The organism is Pseudoalteromonas rhizosphaerae, assembly GCF_902498845.1.
GTDB classification, from domain to species: Bacteria; Pseudomonadota; Gammaproteobacteria; order Enterobacterales; family Alteromonadaceae; genus Pseudoalteromonas; species Pseudoalteromonas rhizosphaerae.
Map to the genome: position 1 here is coordinate 253,945 of NZ_CABVLM010000004.1, position 21,921 is coordinate 275,865.

The 21,921-nt window shown below is 39.4% G+C and carries 19 protein-coding genes; 11 read left to right on the forward strand and 8 right to left on the reverse strand.

The annotated features are described in order from the left end of the window. Positions 1-40: 40 nt before the first annotated feature. On the forward strand, positions 41-1,702 hold the full coding sequence (gene glnS, locus PSR9079_RS08180) for a glutamine--tRNA ligase (protein ID WP_145233878.1): 1,662 nt from the start codon (positions 41-43) through the stop codon (positions 1,700-1,702). Positions 1,703-1,793: 91 nt separating this feature from the next. Here glnS and fur read toward each other — a convergent pair whose 3' ends face one another. The 5 genes from fur to PSR9079_RS08205 all read right to left on the reverse strand — a co-directional run bounded on the left by fur (position 1,794) and on the right by PSR9079_RS08205 (position 4,329). Beyond that, positions 1,794-2,234: a ferric iron uptake transcriptional regulator gene (gene fur, locus PSR9079_RS08185; RefSeq protein ID WP_145233880.1), complete on the reverse strand. Its 441-nt coding sequence runs from the start codon at positions 2,232-2,234 to the stop codon at positions 1,794-1,796. A gap of 186 nt (positions 2,235-2,420) precedes the next feature. Continuing rightward, positions 2,421-2,948 (reverse strand): flavodoxin FldA, encoded by a 528-nt coding sequence (gene fldA, locus PSR9079_RS08190; protein ID WP_149981079.1) that lies wholly within the window; start codon positions 2,946-2,948, stop codon positions 2,421-2,423. A 14-nt stretch (positions 2,949-2,962) separates the two neighbouring features. After that, positions 2,963-3,241 (reverse strand): LexA regulated protein, encoded by a 279-nt coding sequence (ybfE, locus tag PSR9079_RS08195; RefSeq protein WP_016709654.1) that lies wholly within the window; start codon positions 3,239-3,241, stop codon positions 2,963-2,965. A gap of 2 nt (positions 3,242-3,243) precedes the next feature. After that, a complete protein-coding gene (locus PSR9079_RS08200; RefSeq protein WP_054204660.1) occupies positions 3,244-3,465 on the reverse strand; it encodes a DUF2788 domain-containing protein in 222 nt (73 codons plus the stop codon). Between the two features lie 99 nt (positions 3,466-3,564). Then, a complete protein-coding gene (locus tag PSR9079_RS08205; RefSeq protein ID WP_145234106.1) occupies positions 3,565-4,329 on the reverse strand; it encodes an alpha/beta fold hydrolase in 765 nt (254 codons plus the stop codon). A 141-nt stretch (positions 4,330-4,470) separates the two neighbouring features. On the opposite strand from PSR9079_RS08205, the gene seqA reads away from it, so the two are divergent. From seqA to PSR9079_RS08235, 6 genes are all read left to right on the forward strand, one after another. Beyond that, positions 4,471-5,055, forward strand: coding sequence for a replication initiation negative regulator SeqA (gene seqA / locus PSR9079_RS08210; protein WP_149981080.1), 585 nt, complete (start codon positions 4,471-4,473; stop codon positions 5,053-5,055). A gap of 10 nt (positions 5,056-5,065) precedes the next feature. Further along, positions 5,066-6,703, forward strand: coding sequence for a phosphoglucomutase (alpha-D-glucose-1,6-bisphosphate-dependent) (gene pgm, locus PSR9079_RS08215; RefSeq protein WP_149981081.1), 1,638 nt, complete (start codon positions 5,066-5,068; stop codon positions 6,701-6,703). 84 nt (positions 6,704-6,787) lie between these two features. Further along, a complete protein-coding gene (gene astE / locus PSR9079_RS08220; RefSeq protein WP_149981082.1) occupies positions 6,788-7,840 on the forward strand; it encodes a succinylglutamate desuccinylase in 1,053 nt (350 codons plus the stop codon). A gap of 261 nt (positions 7,841-8,101) precedes the next feature. Next, a complete protein-coding gene (locus tag PSR9079_RS08225; protein WP_149981083.1) occupies positions 8,102-9,316 on the forward strand; it encodes a thiamine pyrophosphate-dependent dehydrogenase E1 component subunit alpha in 1,215 nt (404 codons plus the stop codon). Beyond that, positions 9,316-10,293: an alpha-ketoacid dehydrogenase subunit beta gene (locus tag PSR9079_RS08230; RefSeq protein ID WP_145233893.1), complete on the forward strand. Its 978-nt coding sequence runs from the start codon at positions 9,316-9,318 to the stop codon at positions 10,291-10,293. Before PSR9079_RS08225 ends, PSR9079_RS08230 begins: the two co-directional genes overlap by 1 nt. Positions 10,294-10,301: 8 nt before the next feature. Further along, the gene (locus PSR9079_RS08235) at positions 10,302-11,879 is read left to right on the forward strand and encodes a dihydrolipoyllysine-residue acetyltransferase (RefSeq protein ID WP_149981084.1); all 1,578 of its coding nucleotides are present in this window, start codon (positions 10,302-10,304) and stop codon (positions 11,877-11,879) included. A gap of 66 nt (positions 11,880-11,945) precedes the next feature. On the opposite strand, the gene PSR9079_RS08240 is transcribed toward PSR9079_RS08235, so the two are convergent. Both PSR9079_RS08240 and PSR9079_RS08245 read right to left on the reverse strand, forming a co-directional pair. Further along, entirely contained in the window at positions 11,946-13,118 is a 1,173-nt protein-coding gene (locus tag PSR9079_RS08240) for a putative manganese transporter (RefSeq protein WP_149981085.1), read from the reverse strand. A gap of 69 nt (positions 13,119-13,187) precedes the next feature. Next, positions 13,188-14,813: a M28 family metallopeptidase gene (locus PSR9079_RS08245; protein ID WP_149981086.1), complete on the reverse strand. Its 1,626-nt coding sequence runs from the start codon at positions 14,811-14,813 to the stop codon at positions 13,188-13,190. 108 nt (positions 14,814-14,921) lie between these two features. Here PSR9079_RS08245 and PSR9079_RS08250 point away from each other — a divergent pair, with 108 nt between their 5' ends. From PSR9079_RS08250 to PSR9079_RS08265, 4 genes are all read left to right on the forward strand, one after another. Continuing rightward, positions 14,922-15,731, forward strand: coding sequence for a DUF3025 domain-containing protein (locus PSR9079_RS08250; RefSeq protein WP_149981087.1), 810 nt, complete (start codon positions 14,922-14,924; stop codon positions 15,729-15,731). Then, entirely contained in the window at positions 15,728-16,516 is a 789-nt protein-coding gene (locus tag PSR9079_RS08255) for an ATP-binding cassette domain-containing protein (protein ID WP_149981088.1), read from the forward strand. Before PSR9079_RS08250 ends, PSR9079_RS08255 begins: the two co-directional genes overlap by 4 nt. Next, entirely contained in the window at positions 16,509-17,717 is a 1,209-nt protein-coding gene (locus PSR9079_RS08260; protein WP_149981089.1) for an ABC transporter permease subunit, read from the forward strand. The genes PSR9079_RS08255 and PSR9079_RS08260 overlap by 8 nt, the downstream gene beginning before the upstream one ends. A 190-nt stretch (positions 17,718-17,907) precedes the next feature. Continuing rightward, positions 17,908-20,958 (forward strand): ATP-binding protein, encoded by a 3,051-nt coding sequence (locus PSR9079_RS08265; protein ID WP_149981090.1) that lies wholly within the window; start codon positions 17,908-17,910, stop codon positions 20,956-20,958. Between the two features lie 17 nt (positions 20,959-20,975). Here PSR9079_RS08265 and PSR9079_RS08270 read toward each other — a convergent pair whose 3' ends face one another. Further along, on the reverse strand, positions 20,976-21,818 hold the full coding sequence (locus tag PSR9079_RS08270; protein ID WP_149981091.1) for a UDP-2,3-diacylglucosamine diphosphatase: 843 nt from the start codon (positions 21,816-21,818) through the stop codon (positions 20,976-20,978). Positions 21,819-21,921 lie beyond the last annotated feature (103 nt).

The following is a 21,921-nucleotide window of genomic DNA, read 5'->3' on the forward strand; positions in this document are numbered from 1 at the left end:
TAGTTTTGTCACCATGCACTATTGTGAGGATTGTATTCCTATGGCGGAAATTGAGAATCGCCCAAGTAACTTTATAAGAACCCGTATTGATGAAGATTTAGCATCAGGTAAACATGCGTCTACACATACTCGTTTTCCACCAGAGCCAAATGGTTTTTTACATATTGGTCATGCTAAATCAATTTGTTTAAATTTTGGTATAGCGCAAGACTACAGTGGTCAATGTAATTTACGTTTTGATGATACTAACCCTGAAAAAGAAGATATTAACTACGTTAATTCAATCAAAGAAGATGTTCAGTGGTTAGGTTTTAACTGGGATGGTGAAATAAAGTATTCGTCAAATTATTTTGATACTTTGTATGACTATGCTGTAGAGCTTATCAATAAAGGCTTAGCCTATGTTTGCTTTTTAACAGCTGATCAAGCGCGTGAATATCGCGGCACGTTAAAAGAGCCTGGTAAAAATAGTCCAACCCGTGATACTAGTCCTTCAGAAAACCTAGCACTATTTGAAAAAATGCGTGCTGGTGAATTTAAAGAAGGCGAGTGTGTACTACGTGCAAAAATCGATATGGCCAGCTCATTTATGGTGCTGCGTGATCCTATTATTTATCGTGTTCGATTTGCACACCATCATCAGACCGGTGATAAATGGTGCATTTACCCAATGTATGACTTTACGCACTGTATCTCAGATGCGCTAGAGGGCATTACCCATTCATTGTGTACACTTGAATTTCAAGATAACCGCCGTTTATATGATTGGGTGTTAGATAACATCAGTCTTGAATGTCATCCACAACAAATTGAGTTTTCAAGGTTAAACCTTGAATACACTATAATGTCAAAGCGTAAGCTAAATGACTTAGTGGTCAATGAGTATGTTGAAGGGTGGGATGATCCACGTATGCCTACCATCGCAGGTCTTCGCCGTCGTGGTTATACACCAGCATCAATTCGTGAATTTTGCTTACGTATTGGCGTAACCAAACAAGAAAACATGGTTGAAATGGGCATGCTTGAAGCCTGTATCCGTGAAGACTTAAACGAACATGCTCCACGTGCCATGGCCGTTCTCGATCCGGTTAAAATCATCATTGAAAACTATGCTGTTGATACCGTTGAAACCTTATCAATTGCAAATCATCCAAATGATGAAAGTATGGGTCGTCGTGATGTTCCGTTCACCCGTGAAATTTATATTGAACGTGAAGACTTCAAAGAAGAAGCAAATAACAAATTCAAGCGCTTAGTACTTGATAAAGAAGTTCGTTTACGTGGTGCTTATGTTATTAAAGCAGAGCGTGTTGAAAAAGACGAAAATGGCGAAATAACCACGATTTTCTGTAGCTATGATCCACAAACGCTGGGCAAAAATCCAACTGATGGACGTAAAGTGAAGGGCGTTATCCACTGGGTGTCAGCCAGTGAGTCAATCACCGCAGAAGTTCGTTTATATGATCGGTTATTCAGCGTACCAAATCCTGCAGCAGCTGAAGACTTTGCAACAACTTTAAATCCTGATTCATTAGTGGTTTTAGCAAACGCAAAACTTGAGCCATCACTTGCTAATGCAGAGCCTGCACAAGGTTTTCAATTTGAACGTACAGGGTACTTCAGCCGTGATACTAAGTCAGAGAACATTGTTTTTAACCAAACAGTTGGTTTACGTGATTCTTGGACTAAAACGCAGCAGTAGTTTTTTATCCCTTCGCTCAAAGGCGAGGGGATAAAAGTAACAGACATAAAAAAACCTGCAATTTGCAGGTTTTTTTTATTCAGCTAATAAATTATTGGCTATCAGCAAATGCTTTACATGCTGCAGTGTCAGTACACTCGCCATACAGATAAAGAGAGTGGTTGGTTAATTTAATACCATTTTCTTCTGAAATTTCAAGTTGACGACGTTCAATCATTTCATCTTCAAATTCAACAACTTTACCACATTTTAAACATACAAGATGATCATGGTGTGTGCTACCAGAGAGTTCAAATACTGACTTACCGCCTTCAAAATGGTGACGGCTAACAATACCCGCATCATCAAATTGGTTAAGTACGCGGTACACAGTAGCAAGGCCAATTTCTTCACCTAGGTCCAAAAGAATTTTGTAAACATCTTCAGCGCTGATGTGTTGGTTATCTGGAGATTGTAAAATCTCTAAAATTTTAATACGCGGCAAAGTTACTTTTAAGCCGGCTTTTTTTAATTCCAAGTTATGATCAGTCATTAAATCTGTCTCAATTATATTTGGTTATACTAGACACCTTACAAAGATGTACACGACACATTAGCAACGATAAGAATAACGTGCCTAGTCATTAAGTGCAAAGATCAATTGCTAGAAATACTTATAAAATGTGTAATAGGAAAACGAACGTCACTATTTTATACGATTACTAGCAATAAAGTGCATTTAATCAGCAAGTTCACTTAAACACATTTCTTCATAAACTTGTGCTGACCATGCTTTTACACGTTGTTCAGTAAGCTCTGGTTGACGGTCTTCATCAATGCCTAAACCAACAAAATGGTTGTCATCAGCCATGCCTTTCGAGGCTTCAAAATCATACCCTTGTGTTGGCCAATGACCCACAACAATAGCGCCACGCTCAGTAACGATGTCATTGATCATACCCATCGCATCAAGGAAGTATTCAGCGTAGTCTTCTTGATCGCCACAGCCAAAAATAGCCACAAGTTTGCCATCAAAATCAACTTCTTCTAATTCAGGGAAAAAGTCATCCCAATCACATTGTGCTTCACCATAATACCAAGTAGGAATGCCAAATAAGATTAAATCAAATTCTGCGATCTGTTCTTTTGAACTTTTAGCAATATCATGCACAGCCACTAACTTTTTACCCAATTCTTTTTGGATCATTTTAGCTACGTGTTCTGTGTTACCTGTGTCACTTCCGAAAAAAATACCTACACTTGCCATGGATTTAAAACCTTTTATCTATCAATAGCCAATCTTTCTTGTAAAATAGTTTCAATCAGCGCACTGCGGCTAATATTTTGTGCATCGGCCATATCGCTTAACGCTTGATATAACTGCGATGAAACTTTAAATTCGACACGCTTTAAACCACGTGCTTTATCTCTTTTTATTTGATTACGTTTATTTACCTTTAACTGAACCTCCCTTGGTAGGGGATTCGTTTTTGGTCTGCCGGGGCGTTTTTCGTATTCAAATAAATCGAGCGTTGTTCTATCTGTTTCAGACTTAGCCATGGTTAACCCACACCCGCACCTTGCCAAAAAACTTGAATAAGTCCTTTAGCGATAAAACCAGAACACCCTAAAAATAGCACAAGCCATACTACATAACGGCCAAATTTAGGCACATTACCTTTTTTTAGTACGTCTTGGATAGCCATACCGATAAAAAAGAACACACCGGCTAAGCCAAAGTACAACCCAAGGGTATCAAATTCGTTAATTAACTGACTGACCATCAACGTATAACCTTTAAATTAAACGGCGCGTACTATAGCATATAAAATTGTAATAATTTAGTGCGCTAAGTCAAAAATACGTGATTAAATTTTGCTTTATTAAGCCATTAAAAAATCATTGATAGACTTATTAACCGCCATTGGTTTTTGGGCATGCAACCAATGGCCTGCGCCATGAATAATTTTTGCTTTTGCGTTGCTAAATTGAGCCATAATAGCTTCTCGATATTCAGGCAATATATAATCAGAATCGTTCCCTTTGATAAATAAAGTATCGCATAAACAAGAATCATTTGCTTTAATGTTTGCTAAAATATTGCGATATTTTTCACTTAGGGTAGTCAAATTAAAGCGCCACTGCAGTTCACCAAGTTCGTTTTTCGCATAGCTTTTTAGCAAAAACTGGCGAACACCTAATTCAGGTATTAGCTGCGTCATTAATTTATCCGCTTCTTTGCGGTCATTAATAGCATGGCTTTTTACCAGCTTTAATGCCGCAATGATATCATCATGACGACTTTGATATGCAACAGGAGCGATATCTAATACTACGAGCTTATTTACTGAGCTTGGATTAATATGTGCTATTTGCATAGCAACTTTGCCGCCCATAGAATGACCGACTAAATGGGCTTTATCAATACTTAAATGGTCCATTAAGGCGAGTACGTCGTCAGCCATTGCCGGGTAATCCATAATATCACTGTGTGGTGAACGGCCATGGTTACGTAAATCAAGATTCGTTACTGTAAAATTTTCTGCCAATGCATTGGCTATAACATTTAAATTTTCCAGTGAACCAAACAATCCATGGATCAAAATTACATGCGGCCCTTGGCCAGTTTGTTTGTAATTTAACAGCATCACAGTTTCCAAAAACAATCTCATAAAAGTGTGCCTAGTTTGCCTAGTGAAATAACAAATTGCAAAACATAGAGAATTAAATCAGGTTTGGGTATAATCAGCATGGATGAAAAAAATGTGACCCGTAACGACAGGAATAACATGAAAAAAATTGACATAGACGACGAGTTATATCAATACATTGCAAGTAACACTCAAAGTATAGGCGAAAGCGCCTCAACTATTTTACGTCGTTTATTAAATATTCACGGCGAAAATGATTTAGCCGCGCAAGAAAAACCAGAACAGCCCGTCACGCATGAGGTTGCAAAGACGACTCAAACAACTGAAAACACCTCATCGACCGAGAATAAAAAGTCAGCCGCTGTCACACCATTGACACAAGCGCATGCCAGTGTTTTTAATATACTCAATAAAGAAGAGTTGGCGATGCAAAAAGGCGTAGTAGGGCGCTTTTTGTTTATTTTATCTGCTTTACATAGAACTCATAAAACTGATTTTTCAGCGGTATTGGATGTGCAAGGGCGTGATCGCGTTTACTTTGCAACCAGCAAAGAAGCGTTAGTAAACAGTGGCAGCAGTATGAATCCAAAAAACATTACCGACAGTGAATACTGGGTAATGACCAACTCAAATACTACCCGTAAGAAAATGATGCTACACGAAGTGGCACTTGGCTTAGGCTACAGTGCTGAACAAGCTGAAAAAATTCGAGACTACTTATAAAGGAAATGTAATGGCGATTCATTCCGGTGCAGGGAAACCTGCAACACAATCAGATTTAGTAAATGTACCAAAATTAGTGTCTGCTTATTATTTAAATGAACCCGATCTAGAGCAAAACCCTGAACATTGTGTTGCTTTTGGTACTTCAGGGCACCGAGGTTGTTCATATGATGTGAAATTCAATGAATCTCACATTCTCGCCATTACTCAAGCAATTTGTGATTACCGAAAACAAAATAATATTTTTGGACCACTATTCTTAGGTAAGGATACGCACGCGTTAAGTGAGGCGGCTTACAATTCAGCGATTGAAGTGCTTGTTGCTAACGAAGTACAAGTGATCACGCAAGAAAACGACGATTTTACACCTACACCGGTGATTAGCCACGCGGTCGTGTGTCATAACAAATTGCATCCTCATGAATTAGCTGACGGTATTGTTGTTACACCTTCACATAATCCTCCAGAAGACGGCGGTTTTAAATATAACCCACCTAATGGTGGCCCGGCAGATACTGACGTTACTAAGTGGATAGAAGACAGAGCAAATCAACTACTACTAGAAGATTTAGTTGAAGTTGAGCTATTCCCATTTGCAAAAGCAGCCCGTTCAGGTTTTATTAAATACCAAGATTTAATGACTCCTTATATTGAAGATCTGATTAATGTTGTTGATGTAAAAGCGATTGCAAAAGCAAATATTAAAGTGGGTATTGATCCGCTCGGTGGTTCAGGGATCAACTTTTGGCCTATTATCGCCGAAAAATTTGCTTTAGATTTAACAGTCGTCAATGAAAGTGTCGATCCGCGCTTTGCATTTATGCCACTTGATAAAGATGGCAAAATTCGTATGGATTGCTCATCACCTTATGCGATGGCAAACCTAATCGCCCTTAAAGATGATTTTGATATAAGCATTGGCAATGATCCAGACTATGATCGCCATGGTATTGTAACTCCTGACGGCTTAATGAATCCTAATCACTTTTTAGCGGTTGCCATTGATTACTTATTAAATCATCGTGATTGGTCCAAAGACGTTGAAATTGGCAAGACACTTGTTTCAAGTGCGATGATTGACCGAGTAGTTGCCCGTAATAATCGTCAAGTGCGAGAAGTACCTGTTGGTTTTAAATGGTTTGTCGAAGGGCTAAGTACTGGAACACTCGCGTTTGGCGGTGAAGAAAGTGCTGGGGCATCATTCCTTCGTTTTGACGGTACAGTATGGAATACCGACAAAGACGGTTTCATCATGGGTTTATTAGCCGCGGAAATTTTAGCTGTAACAGGAAAAACCCCATCAGCACTTTATAAAGAGCTTGAGCTCGAATTTGGTGCGCCTATATACAAACGTATAGATGCACCTGCAAGTTCTGCTCAAAAAGAGCGACTTAAAGGGCTAAGTGCGAAAGATGTTACGGCAGATACACTTGCGGGCGAGCCTATTTTACAAAAGCTAACTCATGCGCCTGGTAATAATGCCGCTATTGGTGGTTTAAAAGTAGTTACTGAAAACGGCTGGTTTGCAGCGCGTCCATCAGGGACTGAAGACATTTATAAAATTTACCTTGAATCATTCAAAGGTGAAGAACATTTAGCGCTATTAGAAAAAGAAGCCAAGAAGTTGGTTGATTCAGTGATTAGTTAATAACGCTTAGACTATTTTATAACGGCTGATTTATTCAGCCGTTTTTGTTTCTCATTTGCATAATAATATGAAGGCATTTGGATTATGACAGCCAACTCAGAGTATTTAAACGAATTACAACAGCAAGGCGATTTTTTAACTCTCAGCCGTAATAATGAATGGCACTTAGCACCGAGTGCTTTTACTTTAAGTAATGGTACCACTGTAACTATTCATGACACCGGCGTTATAGAGTTTCAACCAAAATGCGCAACTACAATCGATGTGGTACTTTCAAGTGCGATCCATGGTAATGAAACAGCACCTATTGAAATTTGCGATGAATTAATTAAGCGTATTATCTTAGGCGATTTACAACTAGCACAGCGTGTACTGTTTATTTTTGGTAACCCGCAATCAATTAATATTGACAAGCGTTTTGTAGAAGAAAATCTAAACCGTTTATTTAATGGTCATCACACTGTCGAAGGTGTAAAGATGAATAATGAGCGCACACGAGCGGCCAAGCTTGAACAATATGTTAGTGACTTTTATCAACGCGGCGGGCAGCAGCGAGAGCGCTGTCATTACGATTTGCATACTGCTATTCGTGGTTCAAAAAATGATAAATTTGCTGTATATCCATTTTTACATGGTAAACCGTGGAAAAAGTCGCAACTACAGTTTTTATTAAGCTGTGGAGTAAATACGGTGCTAATGATGAAATCACCAGCCACCACTTTTAGTTACTATTCTTCTTTTGTTCATGGTGCAGATTCATTTACCGTTGAACTTGGTCAAGTAAAACCGTTTGGTGAAAATGATATGAGTCGTTTTGCGAAAACCAAAGCGACCCTAATCGCATTAATTAGCCAAAAAGAAGTGATATATAAAGAATTTGATGCAAGTGACTTTGAGTTATTTGCTGTGCACCGATCAATCAATCGCACTGAACAAGATTTTTCGTTTCCTTTTTCGGATGATGCCGAGAATTTTACCGGGTTTAGCAAAGGTGATTTACTCGCAACGGATGGTCAGACCTGTTATTACGCAGATGTTGAAGGCGAAGCAATTATATTTCCTAATGCCGATGTTGCCCTTGGACAACGTGCATTATTAACGGTAATACCATTACAACTGACTGATAATATTATTTAATTTGTTGCTTTGCAGGTCAGCTCAAATCGTTAACTATATGATTGTATATACTTTATGCTCTTGTATAGTTAACTTTCCAATGCCACTGTCGCCAATTAACTTTGTTTCGTCTATGATTAGTTGAATAACACTTTACGTTAACGTAAAGTGTTAGCAGCTTTAATTTAAATACAGTACAGTTTCTGCAAAGTTTATCCTGCAGAGCACAGCCAATAATAACAACTGACTTGTACTGTTTACGACAACAAAAGAAGGTAGGTTATGAGCAATCCAAATAACGTATCGCTGAATATTAGTCACGATCTTTCATTTATTGACGGTCATGCCTTAAATATTCCGACCTTGAGTATTTTAAACGAGGATGGCGATATCCACGACGGTGCAACAGCCCCCGGTATTGATGAAAGTACTGCGCTGCGCTTGTATGAAACAATGCGTTTTATTCGTGCACTTGATGAGCGTATGCAAGCTGCTCAACGCCAAGGCCGGGTAAGCTTTTACATGCAATGTTTAGGCGAAGAGGCGGCAGTGACAGCGTCTGCTGCGGCACTTGATCAAGACGATATGATCATGGCGCAATACCGCGAGCAGGCTGCACTTCATTATCGTGGCTTCACACTTGATCAGTTTATGAATCAAATGTTTTCAAATGAGTTGGATTTAGGTAAAGGTCGCCAAATGCCAATTCACTACGGTTCAAGTGCACTTAATTACATGACTATCTCATCGCCGCTAGGCACTCAAATACCGCAAGCAACTGGTTACGCGTACGGCCAGAAAATTAAACACATAGATGCAAAATCAGGTGAACTAAGCTCAACGATAGATAACATAACTATCTGTTACTTTGGCGAAGGGGCTGCTTCAGAAGGAGACTTTCATGCTGGTTTAAATATGGCCGCAGTGCATAAGTCACCGGTTATATTTTTTGCTCGCAATAACGGTTATGCGATTTCAACTCCTGCGGATGAGCAATTTAAGGGCGACGGCATTGCTTCTCGTGGCGTAGGTTACGGTATTAAAACGATTCGTGTTGATGGTGCTGATGCACTTGCTGTTTATGCCGCAACTAAAAAAGCCCGTGAACTTGCCACTAAAACAGGTGAGCCGATTTTAATTGAATCGATTGCATATCGCCTTGGCGCGCATTCTACATCAGATGATCCTAGTGGCTATCGTTCAAAAGACGAAGAAGCAAATTATCAATCTTGTCCAATCGAACGTTTTCGCAAATGGTTAATTAAGCAAAACTGGCTTAATGAAGAAGAAGACAATAAAGCCAAAGAGCAAATTCGTGAAGATATCCTAGCCGCATTAAAACGCGCTGAAGTGATTGCAAAACCGGCCTTAGAAGAGTTGGTGTCGGATGTATATGATACACCGATCCCTTCTTTGCAACGTCAATACGAGCAATTGAAAACGCATATCAAGCAACACCCCGATGCTTACCCAGTGACTGCAGGGAGAATTAAGTAATGGCTAAAATGAATATGTTACATGCGATTAATTCAGCCCTTGATATAACTATGGCTGAACATCCGCAAGCGTGTATTTTTGGTGAAGATGTTGGCTATTTTGGCGGCGTATTTCGCGCAACGTCTGGACTACAAGAGAAATATGGTCAGCACCGTGTATTTAATACACCATTAACCGAACAAGGGATCATGGGTTTTGCTAATGGCTTAGCAGCGTTTGGCGCACCAGCACTTGCTGAAATTCAATTTGCCGATTATATCTTTCCAGCCTTTGACCAAATAGTAAATGAGTCTGCTAAATTTCGTTATCGTAGCGGTAACGAGTTTAATGTTGGCAACCTGACTATCCGTACTCCTTACGGTGGTGGTATTGCCGGTGGTTTATATCATTCGCAATCACCTGAAGCTTATTTTGCACATACCCCGGGACTTAAGATTGTTGTCCCTCGCAACCCTTACCAAGCAAAGGGCTTATTACGTGCTGCAATTAAAGATGATAATCCAGTTATTTTCTTTGAGCCTAAACGTTTATATCGTGCATCAACGGGTGAAGTTCCTGAACAAGATTACAGCATTGAACTTGGTAAAGCTGAAATAGTTAGTGAAGGTACGGATGTAACACTACTTGCTTGGGGCGCACAGATGGAAATCATCGAAGATGCTGCAAAACGTGCAAGTGAGCAGGGTATTAGTTGTGAAGTGATTGATCTACGCAGTATTTTACCATGGGATATGGAAACGATTGTTAACTCAGTGACAAAAACAGGGCGACTTATTGTTAGCCATGAAGCACCAATCACTAATGGTTTTGGTGCAGAAATTGCGGCGACAATCCAACAAGAATGTTTTTTGCATTTAGAATCACCTATCTTACGTGTTTGCGGCTTAGATACTCCGTATCCATTAGCGCTTGAAAAAGAATATGTACCTGATGCGTTGAAAGTGCTAGCAGCAATCAAGCAATCGGTCGAATTTTAGGAGTCATCATGGCAAAAGATTTTATTTTACCGGATATCGGTGAAGGCATCGTTGAATGTGAAGTTGTTGAATGGTTAGTAGCCGAAGGCGACACCGTAGCTGAAGATCAACCGATTTGTGATGTAATGACAGACAAGGCACTGGTGCAAATTCCTGCGGTTCATGATGGTGTGATCAGTAAGCTCTATTATGCTAAAGGGGATATTGCTTTAGTGCATGCCCCACTGTTTGCAATGGATGTAGCTGGTGAGACTACAGCCGATCATACTCAACCAGAAACAACCAGCGTAATAGAACACACGCAAACAAATACTCACTCTGAAGTCGTTGAGGATTTTATCCTTCCCGATATTGGTGAAGGAATTGTTGAGTGTGAAATTGTTGAGTGGTTAGTCAGCGAAGGCGATTTGATAGAAGAAGACCAAGCCGTTTGTGATGTAATGACAGATAAAGCACTCGTACAAATTCCAGCTAAATATACCGGCACAGTGGTAAAACTTTATTATGCTAAAGGGGATGTTGCACAAGTACACAGTCCACTTTTTCAAATGTCGATTGCAGGCACTCAAGCAAACGTTGTCGATATCAATGATGCATTAGTGAAAGCACAAACCAAAGCGGTAGAGCAAAAACCAGCAGTAGTTGAAAAGTCAGTGACAGCCCCTGTAATTAATAAAAAGGCGGTCGCATCACCGGCAGTAAGACGCAAAGCACGTGAACTTGATGTTGATCTAACCACAGTCCCAGGCAGTGGTAAGAATGGCCGTATTTACAAAGAGGACATTGAACAGTTTGTGAAAGGGGAAGTGCCAAATAGTATTGATACATCACCACTGCAAACGAAGCCTGACGTTACGAAAACCACAGCTAGCGACACTGGCGGCATGCGCATTGAGCCAATTAAAGGCATCAAAGCAGCAATGGCTAAACAAATGGTTGCTTCGGTAACGACTATCCCACATTTTACATTTTGTGATGAGATTGATTTAACAACTTTGATTGCTTTGCGCAGTGATTTAAAAGAGCAATATAAGCAACAAGGCGTTAAATTGACAATGATGCCATTTTTCATCAAGGCCTTATCGCTGGCTATGAAAGAATTTCCGGTATTAAACTCGAAAATAAATGATGAATGCACTGAGCTTAGCTACTTTGATGATCACAATATCGGTATGGCAGTTGACTCTAAAATTGGTTTGTTAGTGCCAAATATCAAACAATGTCAAACAAAGAGTATTGTTGATGTAGCCAATGAAGTAACGCGATTGACGGATGCTGCCCGTGAAGGACGTGTTAGCCCTGACGATCTCAAAGGCGGCACAATTAGCATTTCTAATATTGGTGCGATTGGCGGAACAGTTGCGACGCCAATTATCAACAAGCCAGAAGTGGCGATTGTGGCATTGGGTAAATTACAACATCTACCGCGTTTTGATGCCAAAGGGCAAGTGGTGTCTGCTGCAATTATGCAAGTTAGTTGGTCAGGCGATCACCGAGTGATTGATGGGGCCACGATAGCGCGATTCAATAACTTGTGGAAATCGTATTTAGAAAACCCAGCCAAAATGATGATGGCAATGAGTTAAGCGTAGCTCTTAATTATTCATTTTATCAAAGCTCAGCAGTCGCTGAGCTTTTTTTATGTCAGTGACTTACACCCCAAAGAAATATAAGCCATAGCCAACGAGTAAAGCGGGAATTGCCGAATATATTGTTGCCACAAATGCGGCACGTGGTGCCATTGCGATTGCAGGGAAAAGGGCATCGCCGTCATTTGATATTGCATTCGCAGCTAAGGCACTAAAGGGAATGATGCCTTGAATATACAATGTAGTTACCACTATTTGTGGTCCACAGCCAGGTAAAAAACCAATCAAAACGGCAATTAAAGGCGCTAAGTATGCATAGTGAGTAAACCAGGCTTTTAAATCCACACCGGCAAATGTTACTAATAACTCAAATAGCATAAATGAGGCAACTACCCATGCCGTAACAAAATGGGTGTCTTGCAAAACTTTATATAGCTTTGAAGGGGGCGTTATAGTCTCTTCTTCTGAAGTTACTTGTTGATAGCTTTGACCTTTAGACGACAGCGCCCAAGTTGTCACAGCCAATAGCGCCATAATAGCGCCAAATAAGGTTATTGATTCAGCAAGTAGAGCATCAAAGGCTGAAAAGTCAGTATTGAAAGCAATCATTATTGCCACAATAAGACTGGGCATCATAATAATTTGCCAAATTGATTTACTGACTATAATTGCCTTACTAGGCTGATTTAAGCACTCATCAGCATAATCATTTTTTGCTGGGCGAAGATAATCTTGCTTATGAAATGCATTGACTAAGGATCCGCTGATAATACCAACGCTTAGGCCAATAATCATAATAAGTAAGCCTTCAAGCGGCTTCGTTGCTAATAGTAAAAATGCAGCATCCCCCATGGTCGCTGTTAATACAGCAACGATAGAGCCAAAGCTCGCTTGTCCTTTGGTAAATTGTGTCACTACTATGATGGCGCCTCCGCAGCCAGGTAAAGCTCCTAGTAGTGAAGCAAAACTAATTTCTAACAAGGGTGATTTTTGGCTTAAATAGCCAAGCTCTAAGTGAGGCAACCGATCGATGGCGTAGTAATAGATAAATAAAGTGACGGCAACAAATATACTAACTTGAAAAAACGCATCACTCATTGCCGTCAATGTCATTGCTCGCAAAGGAGCATAAGCTAAACAACACAACAACAATAGCGGTAATAGCAGCCGTTTATTACTGGTAATAAAATGTGTGGACGCTGGAAAACTAATTTTGGGCAGTGAAAGTGAAAACATAAGTGCAACCTAAAAACTATCTAAGTTGCACTTTAGATTCAAATTAAATGAAAATCAATATCATTTGCGTTATTTTCTTTGGAATTCTGAGTTCGCATTCCATTTGGGCCATTGTGGTTGCTCTGAAATATCAAAACCTACTTGATAAAACAGTTGTAAGTCTTGTACAGCTCCCGATAGATCCCATTCATCACGGTATCTGTCACATGGTTGATGGTAACAACCACGTAGCACTAAGCTCATGCGTTTACGATAATTAGCCGTATCTTCGTCAAGTGCTTCACTGCCACCACCCGCATACATCGCTGGAATACCCATGTTGGCGAAAGCAAAATGATCAGAGCGATAGTACCCGCCTGAAGATGGTTTAGGATCGCCGGATACCGTGCGCCCTTGTGTATTAGCTGCCTGTGCTAATAGCGAGTCCATTTCTGATTTACCAATACCAACCACGCTGATATCTTTTACTTTGCCTAACAAGTTCAAGCTATCCATATTAATATTAGCGACTGTCTTATTTGCTGCTATCACTGGGTGTGCAGCATAATACTTAGATCCTAATAAACCTTGCTCTTCAGCTGTCACTGCCAAGAAAGTCATTGAGCGGCTAGGGTGCTTTGGTAAGCTTGCAAACGCTTCTGCTACTTCAATTAAGCCTGCAGTGCCTGTCGCGTTATCATGTGCTCCATTGTAGATTTGGTCGCCTTTACGGTTTTTATCCGTACCTAAGTGATCCCAGTGTGCTGAGTATATAATATGCTCATCTGGTTTTTCACTACCGGGTAAAGTCGCAATGAAGTTATATGAAATTGATTTTTTGATGGTGTTTTTAACCGCAACAGACGCCGTTAAATCGCCCATATCAACATGATAAGCACCTTTTGCTGCATTGGCTTTCGCACTGGCAAAATCTAAACCTGCTTTAGTGAAAAGCTCGTTAGCAACCTCTGTGGTTACCCAACCTTCAACAGCGACTCTGTCCATATTATTGTTTTCTTTTTGAAAACCAAACTGCTCGCCGCTCCATGAGTTTTCAACCACAGACCAAGGGTAAGAGGCAGGTGCAGTTTCATGAACGATGATAGCTCCAGCAGCACCTTGACGGCTGGCTTCTTCGTATTTGTAAGTCCAACGGCCATAGTAAGTCATGGCATCACCGGTAAACAAAGCAGGATCTTTAGTGGCAAAACCAGGGTCGTTGACTAAGATCACCACAGTTTTACCCTTAACATCTAAACCTGCGTAATCATTCCAATTATATTCAGGGGCATTAACACCATAACCAACAAATACCAGTTCGGAGTCTTTAATACTTTGGCGTTCGCTAATGCGACTGCTGCCCATTACCATGTCTTTTTTATACTGGTAATCTTTGCCGCCGATAGTTAACACCATGTTTGGATCTGCTTCAAGAGACACCAACGGAACTTCTTGTAAGAAGCTGTCGCCATTACCTGGTTGATAACCTAATTTTTTAAATTCTTCAGTAAGGTAAGCTAGTGTGAGTTCTTCACCTTTTGAAGATGGAGCGCGGCCTCCAAATTCATCGGAGGCAAGCACTTTGACATGCTCTGCGAGTTGTTGGGCATTGATTGAATTATACCCTTTGCTAACATCATCAGAGGTGAGACTTGTTGTTGCACATCCTGCAAGTACCGCAGTTGCAAGGAGTGTCAGAGAAAAATAACGTTTCATAGTCGCTCTTTTTTTGTTTTAAGTGAGCTCAGTATAAGAACTTCTATTAAAGAGAACCAGTTTTTGCGGTAAACTCCAACCATAATAATTGTAAAGCTAAAGATACTCATGAAGCGTTTTACCCCTTACGAACAATGGCATAGCGCCAGTTTAGAAAATGGTGCATTTAGCCATTTAAATACACTGTTTTCTTTAAACGGTTTATCCGACTGGCCGCAATGTGCGTGGATTTCATCATTTTTAGATGCTAAAAATGCAAATCAGCAAACAATTCGCTTTGTTGAAGATGCCTGCTTTAGTGAGGAAGAGCGCTATTATGAGCAAATCATTTTTGATACCGGTAAAGTACCAACGCGACAACAAAATTGGCATGACTTATTTGGTGGACTTATCTGGTGTTTATTTCCTAAAACGAAAGCATTGATCAATCAACGTCATGTTGAAGAGATCACACTTCACGGCACTAAAGTACGCTCAAAACACCGCAATGCTTTAACCTTGTTTGATGAATGTGGGGTTGTACTTGCTGTAAGTGATGATGTTTGGCCTGCGTTACTTAAAAATCATCAATGGCAGCAGGCATTTATTGAGCAAAGAGCGTTGTGGGGTAAAACCATTGCGCCATTTATGTTCGGCCACGCTAATTATGAAATGCTAACAAAGCCGTATATTGGTCTGACAGGTAAAGCATTATTTGTAAAAGTACCGAGTGACATATTTTGTAAAGATTTAGCCCAGCAGTATCAGTATATTGATCAAACCCTTTATGAGATGATTAGCATTGATAACTGTTTAAGGGACAATAGCCAGCTCTCACCATTACCACTGCTAGGCGTACCAGGCTGGTATGATAATAATAACCCCGAGTTTTATAGTAATACGGATTACTTTAGACCAAAACGAAGGACACGAACATGATAGAAGTTACGGGGCTTAAAAAGAAATTTAAGCTAACTAAAGACCATAAAAAAAACAAAGTCGATAAAATAGATCCCCGTGAAGATAAAGATTATTTTCATTCGGTGCGAGATGTCAGCTTTCATTGTAATAAAGGCGAAGTGCTGGGCTTACTCGGCCCTAATGGTGCAGGAAAAACCACCACGCTAAGAATGATCTCGACAGCGTTAAAACCCGATGAAGGGCAAATAATTATTGCTGGTGAAGACATCATTAAAAAACCACTATTTGGTCGTAAGTCTATTGGTTTTCTATCTGGCAGTACCGGTTTATATGGCCGTTTAACGGTAAAAGAAAATATCGAATATTTTGCAAAACTACACGGTATGAGTAAAGACGCGATTAGAGCACGGTGTGAAGAGTTATTTGATTTACTCGATATGCATAGCTTTATTGATAAACGTGCTGATAATTTATCAACGGGTATGAAGCAAAAAGCTAATATAGCCCGCGCAGTTGTGCACCATCCGGCAGTCGTGGTACTTGATGAGCCGACCACTGGATTAGACATTATGACCACTCAAACGGTGATCGAGTTTATCAAACGGCTTAAAGCGCAAGGGACTCCTGTTATATTTTCAACCCATCATTTAGATGAAGTAGCGCTACTGTGTGACCGCGTTGCGGTGATCAACGAAGGTATCAGTTGTTTTGACGGCAGTCTTGACGAATTTAAAAAAGTGGGTAAAAGCGACGAACTAAATCAAGCGTTTATGAATATATTGACGGAGAAAAATAATGTTTGAAGTATTTAAAAAGGAATTAAAGGAGCTATTACGAGATAAAAAAACACTCATTTTTATTGTCGCATTACCAGTTGCTATCTTTCCATTATTATTTGCGGTGATGGCATTTATTAGTTCTCAAGCAACACTTGAAGCCGAACAAAAAGTTCATACCTATGCCATTATCAATGGCGAATATGCGCAATCATTCACAGATAAAGTTTTTTATCATAAAAGTTTTCAATTATACAAAGGTGATCACACCTTTAATACAGTTGCAGAGCTTACAGAGGCCGTTAAAGCCGGCACCATTGATATGGGTATTTTCTTACCCGCAGATGCCAAACAAAACCTTGATGACGCAAAACAAAGCCAGTGGCAAGTGGTTTATAACGATGCTAAAGCGATTAACTTTTTATTCGACAGAGTAAAAGAGCTTGCTGAAGAATTTGGTAATAAGCTAAGAGCTGAAAAACTATTAAGCTACGGTGTTTCAGTTGAGCAACAAAGTGCAATTATTGATCCAATCAAAGTTGTAAAAGTTGATACTGCTGATAAACGAGAAAATTTAGGTGAGAAAATAGGCGGCTTTATCCCTTACTTACTGCTCCCATTAGTATTGATGGGAGCAACATACCCAGCAATTGATTTAGGTGCAGGTGAGAAAGAACGCGGCACATTAGAAACGTTACTACTTACACCAATCACCCGTACGCAACTTGTATTAGGTAAATTTATTACTTTACTTGCAGCGTCAATCGCCACTACAACGATAACCGTGTTGAGTATGGGCGTTTGGATCAGTATCGCGATTTCTTTCATTGATTTGGATGTAATAAAAACAGCATTTAGTTCATTACGAGTATTAGATTTGGCACTCATTTTTATTATTTTATTACCCGTCGCCGCGATTTTTTCTTCTCTTGCATTAGCAATATCGATTTATGCGCGTAGCTTTAAAGAAGCACAAAATTACATGACACCACTGAGTATGGGGGTGATATTTCCTATCATTGTTGCTTTACTACCGAATGTTGAGCTAACAGCTAAAACTGCATTTATACCGGTTACTAATGTGGCTTTAGCGATTAAAGAAATTATCAAAGGTACGATTGATTACACGTTACTTGGACTAATCTTTTTAGCGACCGTGATTGTTGCCGGTGCACTATTAGCATTTTGTGTTAAATGGTTTAATAAAGAAGAAGTCTTATTTAGATAATAAATTATATAGAAGTAGGCTGGGCGTGGTTGTTACAATACTCTCAGTTAAATAATAAAAATGACGGGCTAGCTCGTCATTTTTATTATTATAGTTTCCTTAGAAAAACTAAGAATCGATAAAAAGCGCAGAGATAACTTTTTAATTGCTCTATAATGTAGTTTGTTTTGAAAGAAAACTGGCAATTTTGATGCGCAACTCACTGACATTTTTTAATTTATTTCGCAGTAATAAACTTTCTTTATTAGCATTGCTGTTTTTTTTCATCCTCGCAATACCTGCTTTATATATATTTGAGCTGAAAGTACGCAAAGATGTTTACCAGGTTGCCCAAACCACACTACAGCAAGAGCTTGATACAAAAGCACTGATGTTAAAAGGACATTTAAAAGACAGTGTTTCGTCAATCAACTTTTTAAATGCCACACCGCCTATCAGTGGCATCAGCCGAGCCGCTGCAAATAACCTTATTGATCCACTATTAAATACTCCCATAGCAATATGGCAAACGCGTTTAGCTGAAATATTTAGTGGCTTTATGCGCACTGACCAGCAGCTATTACAAGCCAGATATATTACCCTTGCTGATAATGGTCAAGAAATTGTCCGTGTTGATAGGATCAATGATGTTGTGGTGCGCCTCGAGGGAGACTTATTACAACAAAAAGGGCAGCGGGATTACATGCTTAATGCCAGCAAGTTAGATAGTGAATCTGTCTATATATCACCGATTAACTATAATCGAGAGCATGGCCAAATTCAGATCCCCTACGTGAGTACCTACCGAGTTGCTAAGCCGGTATTTAATAAACAAGGAACAGTGTTTGCTGTATTAGTAACCAATTATTTTGCTGATGAGTTATTTAATAGTGTTACTTTTAGTTCACCTGCTGGGGTTGATGTTTATCTGTTAAATGATCAGCAGCAGTTTTTATTTCACCCAGATCCTAAACTACGATTTGGTTTTGAGTTTGGTCAAGACATTACTTGGTTAAGTGTATTTAGTCAAAGCCAAGATATGAGCAGCCAAGCGACTTTACCTTTTCATGATTTACCAAGCCATTATTATTTAAAACAACGTATTAGTTTAGAAAATAACATTATCATGTTGCCCCTTGAACTTGCGGTATCGATTAATACCGATATTTTGGCAAAAGACGTTGCTAAGCGTCGTGATCATTTTGTGCTGGTAATTATTTCACTTTTCACTGCTTTGTGGTTATTAGTGTGGTTCTATCAAAGGTATATAAACCGCAAATTGGAGCTTCACTCCTTGAAGGAGCGTAATAACAAGATTATTGAAAATTCCCTCGATGCAATTTTAACAGTACAAGAGGATGGGCTTATCAGTAATGCTAATAAAACAGCGTTACAGTGCTTTTATATCATTATTGATCACACCAAATTCACGCAATTATTTACGCTTGCTGAAAGTGATAATTCATGTATTGATGAAACCATAGCGCAGGGGTCAAAACCATCATTTGAAGGCGTGTATACTGATCCGCAGGATCAACAACACTTTTACTCAATTACACTTACTAGCGTGTTTGATATTTTTACCCAGCGCCACCAAGTTGCAGCGATTTTACGAAACATCAATTCACTTAAACAGACTCAAGTAGAGCTTGAAAAACTCAATAGTACGTTAGAGCAAAAGGTTCGCCAACGCACAACTGAACTTGAAAGTGCGATTGAAGAAGCGTTGGCAGCCAGTAAATCGAAAAGTGATTTTATTGCTAACATTTCCCATGAAATACGTACCCCTATGAATGGTGTATTAGGGATGCTGGAAATGCTCAAAGAAGACACACTAACGCAACAGCAACAGCAATACCTAGAGCTGGCCAATAGCAGCGCTAACTCATTAATGACATTAATTAATGACATCTTGGATTTTTCAAAAATAGAAGCAGGTAAACTAGATATTGATAATCACAGTTTTGATGTGATTACTGTATGCAGTGATATGATCACCTCTATGGCATTACAAGCCCAGCGTAAAGGCTTAGAAGTGTTTTTGCATACCGATAAAGTTATAGACCGTATGTTAGTCGGGGATAGCCACCGATTAAAACAAATATTAATAAACTTACTTAATAATGCATTCAAATTCACTCATCAAGGTGAAGTCAGTTTAACTCTTGGCTGTCAGTATCTTACTGAAGATACGTTATTAATGAACTTTGTTATTGAAGATTCGGGCATCGGCATTGCTGAAAAAAATATCGATAAGCTGTTTGAAGCCTTTACCCAAGAGGACACCAGTACCACTCGCCACTTTGGTGGTACAGGGCTTGGTTTGTCAATTTGTCGTAAGTTGGCACAATTGATGGGCGGTGATATTAGCGTCACCAGTGAAAAGGGCAAGGGAAGCTGTTTTACAGCGCAAGTGCAATTACATATTGCAGCTGAGAAAAAGCTCAATACAGCCGTTGAGTTGGCAAAAGATATTCAGGTTGGCGTGCTGATAGATAGCGACAGTGTATATAACAATGTCACTAATTTATTGATTAAAAATTGCCAAGTAGCGGCCAATAATATTCAACGATTTGACTACCAAGCACAATATCAAGAGTTAAAAGTTGATTTACTGGTTGTTGATAATGATCACCCATACTTACAAACACTGATTAATTTATGTAATAAGCAGAATAAAAAATATGTATTAATCTTGCGGGATTTACTGCTTAGTAAAAAAGCCAAAGAGCAGGTGCCTGAAAATTGCCATGTACTTAATAAGCCGCTTACTCAAGATCAATTTAGCTATAAGTTAGCAAGTTTGTTTGGTGTTAATAATAGTTTTTTGGTTGCTAGCCAAGGTAGTGAGCAAACAGAATATGTTGAATACGATTTCTCAAATTTTAAGGTGTTATTGGTTGATGATAATATGATCAACCTTGAAGTTGCCAAAGCAATATTAAAAAATACCGGTGTCACTATTGTATGTGCCAGCGATGGCCTCGATGCACTAGAAATATTAAATACAGAGCAAACAGCTTTATTTGATCTGATTTTTATGGATTGCCAAATGCCAAACCTCAATGGCTATGACACGACCTCTGCAATTCGCAGCAACAAAGCTGGTGCTGACTATGCGAAAGTGCCTATTATCGCTATGACTGCCAGCGCTATGGCAGGTGACAGAGAGCGTTGTATTACAGCTGGTATGAATGATTATATTACCAAACCCATAAAGCCAAAAGTTTTGAAAGATAAATTAGCTATGTGGTTAAAATAAACCACACAGTCTAAATTTTAAGCTACTGATTTTTCAGGTTTAGCCTTTGGTCCACCAAGATTTTGATTAAGTTTGGTAATATCAGCAGAATTAATCACTGTTTGAGTGTCAGACCAGTGTAGCAATTCGATACGACCATTTTCTTGCTCTACTACTGCGGTACAACTTTCTATCCAATCGCCATCATTACAGTAAACAATGCCATCAACGACTTTGAGTTGTGGGTGATGAATATGACCGCAAATAATACCGTCTACGCCTTGCTTTTTAGCCTCATGAATAGCAGCATTTTCAAATGCCTCTATTGCTTCACGCGCTTTATGAACGCGGGCTTTTATCCAAGCAGCAAGTGACCAATAGTTACCACCATATAGGCGTCGAATACGATTAGTCCAGCGATTTAAAAACAGTAAAAAGTCATAACCTGTATCACCGGCAATACTGATCAGTTTGTTATACCTAGTTGCTGAGTCAAAATCATCACCGTGAACCAGAAGAAATCGTTTGTTGGCTTTGGTTGTGTGAATAAACTGCTGGTGGACTTCAATACCAAATAGGCTGTTATTGACGTAGTGTCGGAATGTTTCATCGTGATTGCCGGGAATATAAATCACTCGAGTACCTTGAACTGCTTTGGCTTGAATACAAGCTAATACTTGATAGTGACTAGGGTGCCAATAAAAATTTCGCTTCATAGACCATAAATCGACGATGTCACCCACTAGATAAAGGGCATCGCACTCAATACTATTTAAAAAGTCGAGTAGGTAATCTGCTCGACAATCTTTATAGCCTAAATGTACATCGGAGATCCAAACGGCTGGGTAGTACTTTTTATCACTTTTTTCGATGTCGTGCATAGGAGGTTACTCACGGTGTAATAACAACAAAGTTAAGCAACTTGAATGACGTTTATAAGACTGTTTGACGAAACATCTATGACAATTAATAATCGTGCAAAAA

Coding starts and splice junctions, on each gene's coding strand:
- seqA (WP_149981080.1), top strand. CDS start 4,471: ATGAAAAAAATTGACATAGACGACGAGTTATATCAATACATTGCAAGT.
- PSR9079_RS08270 (WP_149981091.1), bottom strand. CDS start 21,818: ATGCACGACATCGAAAAAAGTGATAAAAAGTACTACCCAGCCGTTTGG.
- pgm (WP_149981081.1), top strand. CDS start 5,066: ATGGCGATTCATTCCGGTGCAGGGAAACCTGCAACACAATCAGATTTA.
- PSR9079_RS08240 (WP_149981085.1), bottom strand. CDS start 13,118: ATGTTTTCACTTTCACTGCCCAAAATTAGTTTTCCAGCGTCCACACAT.
- PSR9079_RS08205 (WP_145234106.1), bottom strand. CDS start 4,329: ATGCTGTTAAATTACAAACAAACTGGCCAAGGGCCGCATGTAATTTTG.
- PSR9079_RS08230 (WP_145233893.1), top strand. CDS start 9,316: ATGGCTAAAATGAATATGTTACATGCGATTAATTCAGCCCTTGATATA.
- PSR9079_RS08235 (WP_149981084.1), top strand. CDS start 10,302: ATGGCAAAAGATTTTATTTTACCGGATATCGGTGAAGGCATCGTTGAA.
- fur (WP_145233880.1), bottom strand. CDS start 2,234: ATGACTGATCATAACTTGGAATTAAAAAAAGCCGGCTTAAAAGTAACT.
- PSR9079_RS08225 (WP_149981083.1), top strand. CDS start 8,102: ATGAGCAATCCAAATAACGTATCGCTGAATATTAGTCACGATCTTTCA.
- ybfE (WP_016709654.1), bottom strand. CDS start 3,241: ATGGCTAAGTCTGAAACAGATAGAACAACGCTCGATTTATTTGAATAC.
- PSR9079_RS08245 (WP_149981086.1), bottom strand. CDS start 14,813: ATGAAACGTTATTTTTCTCTGACACTCCTTGCAACTGCGGTACTTGCA.
- glnS (WP_145233878.1), top strand. CDS start 41: ATGGCGGAAATTGAGAATCGCCCAAGTAACTTTATAAGAACCCGTATT.
- PSR9079_RS08250 (WP_149981087.1), top strand. CDS start 14,922: ATGAAGCGTTTTACCCCTTACGAACAATGGCATAGCGCCAGTTTAGAA.
- fldA (WP_149981079.1), bottom strand. CDS start 2,948: ATGGCAAGTGTAGGTATTTTTTTCGGAAGTGACACAGGTAACACAGAA.
- astE (WP_149981082.1), top strand. CDS start 6,788: ATGACAGCCAACTCAGAGTATTTAAACGAATTACAACAGCAAGGCGAT.
- PSR9079_RS08200 (WP_054204660.1), bottom strand. CDS start 3,465: ATGGTCAGTCAGTTAATTAACGAATTTGATACCCTTGGGTTGTACTTT.
- PSR9079_RS08265 (WP_149981090.1), top strand. CDS start 17,908: ATGCGCAACTCACTGACATTTTTTAATTTATTTCGCAGTAATAAACTT.
- PSR9079_RS08260 (WP_149981089.1), top strand. CDS start 16,509: ATGTTTGAAGTATTTAAAAAGGAATTAAAGGAGCTATTACGAGATAAA.
- PSR9079_RS08255 (WP_149981088.1), top strand. CDS start 15,728: ATGATAGAAGTTACGGGGCTTAAAAAGAAATTTAAGCTAACTAAAGAC.